Origin of the sequence: Blautia sp. 1001283B150304_161114_C9 (genome assembly GCF_015668165.1) — a bacterium.
GTDB classification, from domain to species: Bacteria; Bacillota; Clostridia; order Lachnospirales; family Lachnospiraceae; genus Blautia_A; species Blautia_A wexlerae.
The window spans coordinates 1-5,789 of the sequence record NZ_JADPGO010000066.1 but is presented as its reverse complement, the minus strand read 5'-3'; the positions used below and the strand labels follow the sequence as shown (position 1 = coordinate 5,789).

Annotated in this window: 7 protein-coding genes and 2 pseudogenes; 2 read left to right on the top strand and 7 right to left on the bottom strand. The window is 37.7% G+C overall.

Features of this window, described 5'->3' with window-relative positions:
* Positions 1-228 (top strand): annotated as a pseudogene (locus tag I4V44_RS17040) (cupin domain-containing protein); the annotation flags it as partial.
* Positions 229-541: 313 nt separating this feature from the next.
* Positions 542-1,057, top strand: a complete 516-nt coding sequence (locus tag I4V44_RS17035; protein ID WP_118588298.1) for a DUF2798 domain-containing protein — start codon at positions 542-544, stop codon at positions 1,055-1,057.
* A gap of 92 nt (positions 1,058-1,149) precedes the next feature.
* Here I4V44_RS17035 and I4V44_RS17030 read toward each other — a convergent pair whose 3' ends face one another.
* From I4V44_RS17030 to I4V44_RS17000, 7 genes and pseudogenes are all read right to left on the bottom strand, one after another.
* Complete coding sequence (locus I4V44_RS17030) at positions 1,150-1,335, bottom strand: hypothetical protein (RefSeq protein WP_118331675.1); 186 nt, start codon at positions 1,333-1,335, stop codon at positions 1,150-1,152.
* A complete protein-coding gene (locus I4V44_RS17025) occupies positions 1,332-1,964 on the bottom strand; it encodes an ABC-2 transporter permease (protein WP_243100893.1) in 633 nt (210 codons plus the stop codon). Before I4V44_RS17025 ends, I4V44_RS17030 begins: the two co-directional genes overlap by 4 nt.
* A complete protein-coding gene (locus tag I4V44_RS17020; RefSeq protein ID WP_118588294.1) occupies positions 1,961-2,812 on the bottom strand; it encodes an ABC transporter ATP-binding protein in 852 nt (283 codons plus the stop codon). The genes I4V44_RS17025 and I4V44_RS17020 overlap by 4 nt, the downstream gene beginning before the upstream one ends.
* Positions 2,813-2,814: 2 nt before the next feature.
* Positions 2,815-3,189, bottom strand: a complete 375-nt coding sequence (locus tag I4V44_RS17015) for a GntR family transcriptional regulator (protein ID WP_118331683.1) — start codon at positions 3,187-3,189, stop codon at positions 2,815-2,817.
* A gap of 196 nt (positions 3,190-3,385) precedes the next feature.
* A pseudogene (locus I4V44_RS17010) lies at positions 3,386-3,787 on the bottom strand (type IV secretory system conjugative DNA transfer family protein); the annotation flags it as partial.
* 381 nt (positions 3,788-4,168) lie between these two features.
* Positions 4,169-5,194 carry a CPBP family intramembrane glutamic endopeptidase gene (locus I4V44_RS17005; protein WP_117677733.1) on the bottom strand — a complete coding sequence of 342 codons (1,026 nt, stop codon included), beginning with the start codon at positions 5,192-5,194 and terminating at the stop codon, positions 4,169-4,171.
* A 28-nt stretch (positions 5,195-5,222) separates the two neighbouring features.
* Positions 5,223-5,540: a hypothetical protein gene (locus I4V44_RS17000; RefSeq protein WP_118138214.1), complete on the bottom strand. Its 318-nt coding sequence runs from the start codon at positions 5,538-5,540 to the stop codon at positions 5,223-5,225.
* Between the last annotated feature and the right edge of the window lie 249 nt (positions 5,541-5,789).

The following is a 5,789-nucleotide window of genomic DNA, read 5'->3' as shown; positions in this document are numbered from 1 at the left end:
CATTCTCATAAAGAAAATGAAGAAATCTATGGAATTCTTTCAGGTAACGGCAAAGCCATAATTGATGGAGAAGAAATTAGCCTTTCAACTGGAGACTGGCTAAAAATCGCACCTGCTGCAAAGCGTCAGTTTTTTGCATCCGATATTTCTGGAATTACTTATATCTGCATTCAGGTAAAAGAAAATTCTCTGGAACATTTTACAGCAGAGGATGCCGTAATCGGCTAATTAAAGTATTTATTTACAAAAATGCACAGTTCACGATAAGCTAAGAACTGTGCATTTCTTTTTTGTTCAATATTACGTTTTCTCAATTTTTCAAACAAGAAGTTAGTGCTAGTTATTCTGCAAAGCTTTCTTAAAGATTCCACAGAACTTTTTACTTTTCATTTATATTTTGTGCAAAATCCCTATGACATTGAACTCCAATACTTGATAAAATAAATATGACATAAAATGTCGCTTATCTATTGTCAGACGGATAGGCGACATTTTTGTGTTTATATGAAATTTTTTATTATTTTTATAAGGAGGGCTTACTATGCCAAAAACAAAATTTCAGGAATTCATTTTTACCCTTATCACATCCGGCTGTATGATTTTTATCATGGGCGTTTATAATGTCGCCATCCACACCGGCGGACTTCAGGCTGCTACCTTCAAACACGCACTGCATTCTTTCCCATTGGAATGGTTCATCGGGCTTCTCTGTGCATTCTTCATTGCCAGCAAAACGTCCAAATACTTCGCATTCCGCGTGGCAAAATCAACTGACCGACCAATTTTCATCATCCTCTGCATCCAGACCTTCACAGTCTGTACAATGGTGCCGCTTATGAGCCTGCTTGGAACCATCGAATCATCAGGAATCACTTCAAACCTGATTTTTATCTGGCTCCAGACCATTTGTCTAAATTTCATTATGGCTTACCCACTGCAGATCTTAGTTGTTGGTCCGTTCTGCCGCTTCATATTCCGTCACCTGTTCGCCTCCACCAACCAAGGAAATGAATCTAAAGTCGAATACGAAATGGAACAGCAGGGATTTGCAGAATAATCTATTGATAATACCGTATACTATAGTGCCTCCTGTGAGTTATCTATTTACACACAGGAGGTCTTATCATTTATTTTTCCATATTTCTATTTTCAAATGTAACTATCTTTTTCACACATCAGTCTTTCATAATCCAGGAATCCCCGAATATACATTTCTTTTGCCACAATCCCTTCCATGGAATTTTTTGCTGAAATAATTCTGTCCAATGCCTGCCACATCTCCTGTCCGTCACCTCTGAGGACTGGTTCCAGTATTTCTATGTACTGTGTTATCAAACTATATCCCGATTTTTATATACTGCTGCTGCAATCCGATATGAGATAAAAAACCACACAACAGAGATTACAAGCACGATATTAAAAGCCAACTGGATATTGTCTTTTACAGGAATAAAGAGGTTTGTGAGAAGTACAAGCCCAACAATAACACCTGTCGATGCCATAAAGGACATCATAAAAACAATTTGGGATTTTTCCGGGTCAAACAAATAAGCACATGGTAAGCTAATGCCACCCGCTAATAAAGTGGCACTCATACCGATTGCGGCATATAAGCACAAAGAATGAACTGTTATATCTGCTCCCGCTAACATAAGCACAATACATGGAATAAGTGCTGTAATTAAACCGATTACCGCAAGCAAGATATAAAAGATAAATTTCTCTCTGATAATCTGATTTCTTGATACGGGCATGGTAATCACATTTTTATTCCATTTTGAGCCTGCGTCACTTGTGATACTGATAAAAACCGCTGTTGTGGAAGCTACCGGGGCTAAAATCAGAAGTGCACTTGTTTCCAGTAAAAAAGACAATCCAAAACCTAAAACAATCAAGCTGACGATAGTTACAAAGATATTGCTCTTTGCAATATAGAGGTCTTTTAGTAAAACGCCTTTCATCATCTTTCCCCCTTTACATAGAGAAGCATAATTTCATCAATCGTAGCGGGTACAATCAATGCTTTTGGATATTTTTTCTGAATTTTATCCCGTTCAGAAACTAAAATCTGCCATTCGTAATCCATTTTTCTGTATGTGATAATATCCGATTTATCCAATGCGTCAAATTGTGCTGCTCCGCATTTTATAACGCCATAGTGTTCAATCAGTTCATCTTTCGATTTGGAAAAAACAACTTTTCCCTTATGGATAAAAACAATGTAATCGGCAATTTTTTCTAAATCGCTGGTAATGTGGGAAGATACCAGTATGGAGTGTTCTTCGTCCTGCACAAAATCCAAAAGCATATCCAGAATATCGTCCCGGATAACAGGGTCAAGCCCGCTGGTTGCTTCGTCCAAAATCAGCAGCTTAGAATGGTGTGAAAGGGCTACGGAAATAGCCAGCTTCATTTTCATACCTTTGGAAAACTGTTTAATCTGCTTATCAAGGGGCAAGGAAAATTGTTTCAGCAGCCGAAAATAGGCTTGCTCGTCCCATGAGCCATAGATATTTTTCATTATCTGGTTGATTTTCTTAGGAGAAAGAATTTCCGGATAATTGCTTCCGTCAAATACTACTCCAATCTGTTCTTTTGTTTCATTGTCCAGCTCATCTTTTCCCAATATCGAAACATGACCGGCTTCTTTATGGATAAGCCCCAAAGCCGCATTTATTGTTGTGCTCTTTCCTGCGCCATTTTCTCCAATCAACCCGACAATAGACCCACTTGGAACGCTAAAAGAAACATTGTCCAAAACAAAATCTTTATATGTTTTGGTAAGACTCGAAATAGTCAAAGCATTGTTCATTGTCAATCCTCCTCATACAATAGTGTCAACAAATTCAGTAATTTATTAAGTGGTATTCCACTTGTACGGGCAATTTCAATGGCTTCGTTAAAGTGTTCCTCGATTTTCTTTTGCTGTTCTTCAAGATAGAAGTCTTGATTTTGTACTGATACATAACAACCTTTTCCGGCTGTCGTTTCGATAAAACCGTCTGATTGAAGCAGGTCGTATGCCTTTTGAACAGTCAAAACACTTATCTGCAAGGATTTTGCAAGAGAACGGATAGAGGGAAGTGCTTCCCCAGCTTTCAGTTCACCATTCATAATCTGTGATTTAATTTGTGTTGAAATTTGCTCATACAAAGGGCGACTTGTTTTGTTGCTCACAACAATTTCCAAAGTCCCACCGCCTTTCTGTCTTTAACTGTATTGTTTTAACAAGTACAGTATAATACGGTATATGGCGGCTGTCAAGAAAGGAATATAAAAAAAGCAGAGCAAACGGCTATGCTTGTCCTGCTTTTTGATATTATGGAGTTTGGAATAGTAGGTGGCTATCTATCAAAGCTATGTGTTACTTTACCGCACATGAGCATGCGTTGTCCTTATACAGAGCCTTTAGCTGTGACTTTGACTGCAAAAATATAGAAGCTGATATTTTCCGGCTACGGATAGTAGCAATCAGCTTCTCAAACTGTGGAATCTGCCCGATGTTCGCAAACTCGTCCAGTAAGCACCGGACGTGAATCGGCAGTCTTCCGTTATATACATCATCTGCCTTGTCACAAAGCAGATTGAACAACTGCGAATACATGATACTGACAATGAAATTGAATGTTGCATCGGTATCGGAGATAATGACAAACAGTGCTGTCTTTTTCTCCCCTAATGTATCAAGCTCCAGTTCATCATAAGCAGTCAGGTCACGCAGCTCCTTGATGTCAAATGGTGCCAACCTTGCACCACAGCTAATCAGAATAGATTTTGCTGTCTTTCCAGTAACAAAATGTCAATAGTTTTTTAATCACTTTTTTCAAAAAGGCAAAAAAATAGAACGTATAGATTATTTCCATACGCTCTATCTCACATTTCATATTATATTTTTGAATTCTACAAACTTGAATTTTCTTATGCTCCTGTTCTATTTTACAACCACAGTGTGGACAATATTCTTCACTATTTATAGGTACAACCCTTAATGATTTGCCACAGAATGGACATTGATTTTTGATTACAATTATGATTAACCTATTATAAGTTATGCCACTTCGATTTTTGCAAATATCATCCAATCTGCAATACATGAAATTAAAATAACTATTCCTAAAAATGCAGGTACTCCTGCAAATTGTTCTAAATAATTTGAATGAATTCAATATTATGCTTTTTTCTCCTTAAATGGCTTCAGAAAGATCACCCATCCAAAGATCAGCAGATTCATTACCAGTGCAACAGGAATATCTCCCCAGTGGATTTGCTGATTCTGAAGTACATCCGCAGAGTACGTTCCTGAAAAAACTACCACCATATTATTATTCAGAAAATGAATAATTATCGGAACCCAGATATTCTGGGTTTTCATATAAGTATATGCCATAAAAATCCCCAGTGAAATACAGGTAACAAACTGGCTTGCCAGAGCCGCCAGCCCCATATCCGGCGTAGTGTAATAGAAGAAGTCTATTGGCAGATGCCATACAGCCCACACACAGCCCAAAAGGATTACGCCGCCTTTTAGTCCAAATTTTTTCTGAAGAAGAGGCTGAAGATAATATCTCCATCCGTATTCTTCTCCAAAGAATGCCACTACTGACAGGAAAAAGTTTACCAAAACAGTAAAAAATATGATCCAGGTAGTAGGATTTGCCATTATTTTGCCAAATTCAGAAAGCTGGCCGCTCAGAGCACAGGCAATCACAAATCTGAGAAGATATAATCCAATAAACAACAGGATCATACGAATAGATATATTCCAATGTTCGCTGTTCAGTCCATAGGATCTGCGCTTTTCTTTACCGGATTGCAGAAGAAGAATCCAGAAAATAACGCTGCCACCTATTATAACGTACTCCATGATCGGTGTCCACTGAGAATATGGCATGCTCATCAGATCTCTATTTTGGGGAGCCAGAACAGAAGCCGCCGTGCAGACAACCAGCACCGCCGTGAGAGCTACAAAGAATATGTAAAAAGCCGTTGGAAGATTTTTATCTCCTTTTTTGGTAATTAAATAAGCCATCATCACACCTGCTGCTGGATACAGCATCTGCGCATTTGGAAAAGCGCTGAGATCAAGACCTTTTCCATAGCTATACCACATCAGAAGTCCCATTACATATGTGATTCCGTATGCTATAATCACATAGATCAATAGCTGTTTTTTCTCTGTTTGCATAAATTTCATAATTTCCTCCTTGCAACTTCAAAGTTATTTACTTCTCTTCATACTTTTTAACGATAACTAAACTATAAGCAGCCATAATTACAATTGTTTCCACCATCACACCAATAACCGACAACAGAACGTATGGTGTATTTTGATCATCTAACAGCGGAATTCCTAATATAACAAAAATGATTCCATAGATTATAAACAATAGTCCGCTCGCACGATTGTAACCTTTAACATCTTTTACTTTTATTGTTTCGGTATTAGCCCAGAATCCAACGGGATTCTTAGAAAACATATCTTTTATTCCTAATCCAATTATAAACACTCCCAAAAGTGACCATATAACAAACCCAATCATATTGTTTCTCCTTACAAACCGCATTAAAACCATAATGAGACACATTCTTGTATTTCCCAAAATCGAGATTTACTAATTCTACAAATCCCGATTGAACAAAATCGCTGCGCGATGGCCTGCCAAGGCTGTGGCGCAGTTTTATTTTTATTAAAAAAGCAGTGGAATTACTTTCCATAATCCGTTATTGTTAAGTTACCACACGAAACAACTGAACTAAGAAAGCTCCACTGCCTATGATAAGAATAACAT